The organism is Ruminococcus sp., assembly GCF_024684275.1.
Genome location: NZ_JAIKXF010000118.1, coordinates 1 through 2,311 on the forward strand (window position 1 = coordinate 1; position 2,311 = coordinate 2,311).

Consider the following 2,311-nt stretch of genomic DNA (forward strand, 5'->3'; position numbering starts at 1 on the left):
TCAACACATCAGTGTGCAGCAAGACCGGTGCCGGCAAAAACCGACAAGCCGCGAGCTTCCGTACGCCAGGACCTCGAAAGAGCGAGCGATAAATAATCAATACGTGAAGGCGGTAGGAGAGACTCAGCGAGTCGTGTCAAGAATGACCGATAGTATTTAGCTGAGTGCCTAGGAACTCCCTATTTCAGATTTGTGGGCTACCGAGCCGTACAGCAACGGCTCGTAATATGTATCCTGCGAAATCGGCTGAAGGGACATCCTTCCCGCTCCTATTATGGCAATGACAGCCGGCTTGCGCGCCATCCGCACGTGCGGCTCTGACTCCGTAAGGGCAGAGAGACAAAGAACTATGTGAAGGTTGAGGCCGACCTTCGGCTGATGTGTTCCCGGCTTCGGAGGGTGCAGGCGTATGCTTGTAGGAGAATATCAGAAGCCTCGTAATGAGGAAAACGTCATGGCGCATAGTCATGATAAGGTACCTCCGCGGGGATACAGGACTATCGACGGGATAGTCAGCATTTCACGGGCTAACTATGCCCATTTTAAATGAAATGCGGTTTTGTTTTGGAATAATATGCATGGCACGGGTAGCTATGTCCAAATATAAGTTAAGAGAAGGCAGAGTAACGTCAAAGGCGTTGCTCTGCCTTTTTATTTTGTCAAAAATTAAATACAAAGCGCACAGTGGTTCGTCACGGACTGCTGTGCGCTTTTTTGTTTGCTCAGGAGGTGATGAAAATGCTGACATCTGGAACTCCACCTGGAATTGTCAAGAAATGTGCAGTCGGAGAATACCCAAAATCTTGGATAGGCAGGAGTCAGGCGGCGTGATGCGAGAGCTGATTCGAAGTTCTTAATGCCACAGGTGGGAGACCGCCTTCGTTGAAACTGTTGATCCTTTGCGTATTGTAGTACCATACGTATTATTGTTCGTTAAGAAACGTGAGCTAAACTCCCTCCCTAAAACTTCCAGCTTAAATTTCCCAAGATAGGACGCCCGACAAAAACTAACGCCCTCTGCTACATTGCAGAGGGCGTCCTATCTTGGAAAATTTGGGTAAAAAGTCTTTGGAAAGGGGTTCGGGGTACTCCCTGTAGTACAGGGAGATGTCCGAAGGACAGAGGGTCGCGCCTCCGTCAGAGGGAACCTTTCCTCAGAAAGTTTTTCCCCGAGTAATAACTATAAACTTCTATATGAGTACCGTACTAATGCCGTCCGCGGATAATTTTTGTGTTATTCGTTCACGCTGATGACTTCGTTTTCTTCAAGCCAGCCTAAAAGCTCGAACCTTGCTTCGTCCCTGCACTCAGGCTTTGCCATATAGTACAGATAATGCTCCATAAGGCTGAATACGTCCTTGGTACGTCCCTCTATCTTGAACTGCTCAAAGCCCATGGGTATATATGTCTCCCATATCTCATCGGGACTGATATGATTTCTCAGCTTCTTTATCTCGAAAAGCGACCTGCCTATACAGGGACAGTCGTTAAAGCGCATGATGCCCGGGTTCTCGCGCTCGATACGCTCCATATTCAGCGGCGTATCACGGTATTTTCTCACATGGTTGGCGTATATTATCTGCTGCTGACCGATAGCTCTGTAGTGCTCGGAGCGGTTGGGACATTCGGGATTGCAGCAGGCATTTACAAGAAGCTCGCACTTCTTCTTGTCGGGTATCTTGTTCAGAGTTTCCATATCGTGATTGAGGTCATAGTCGATAACGACGATGTGATAATCCTTTCCGACCTCGCTGTAAAGCTGCTCCGCGTCCGTTATGCGCTTGCAGGTTGAGCTTGTGAGCTTGTATTTCGGATAATACTGTCGGATATATTCCTCAAGCAGCGGTGAGAAAACTATGGCTTCATTCAGCCCGTTGTCCGCAAGATGCATGACCATATTGCAGAATTCATCGCTGAGGTGCTTCTTCTCAAGCATGGGATTGGTGAACGTGAAGCGAAGGGGGATACCTCTCTCGTTGAAGGCATTGATTACTCCCCTGACAAAGCTCTTGTCGCAATAGCCGCTCTGTGTGCGTCCTCCGTTCCAGAGCGACGGCGGGAAAACACCGTAGAATGACGCTATCTCAACTCCCTCCCTGAACCATTCGGGGTGCTTTGCGAGCAATTCGCAAAATACGAGGTTGAACTTGAAATGTCCTGCGAAATCAGGCAGATGAAACCGAGCCTTCATTTGGAAATACGTCCTTTCTGATAGCTTCCCGAACGCAAAGACAGTCGGGAAATGATACATACAATAACAGTATAGCATACAGTCAGCTCGGAAGATGTTAACATTCTGTAAACAAAGAGG

General features: G+C 48.2%; 2 protein-coding genes. One reads left to right on the forward strand and one right to left on the reverse strand.

The window, feature by feature from the left end; all coding sequences use genetic code 11:
* Positions 1-409: 409 nt before the first annotated feature.
* Positions 410-550: a hypothetical protein gene (locus tag K5677_RS13300; protein WP_296728912.1), complete on the forward strand. Its 141-nt coding sequence runs from the start codon at positions 410-412 to the stop codon at positions 548-550.
* Between the two features lie 684 nt (positions 551-1,234).
* Here the strand turns inward: K5677_RS13300 and K5677_RS13305 are convergent.
* On the reverse strand, positions 1,235-2,191 hold the full coding sequence (locus tag K5677_RS13305; RefSeq protein WP_296728914.1) for a hypothetical protein: 957 nt from the start codon (positions 2,189-2,191) through the stop codon (positions 1,235-1,237).
* Between the last annotated feature and the right edge of the window lie 120 nt (positions 2,192-2,311).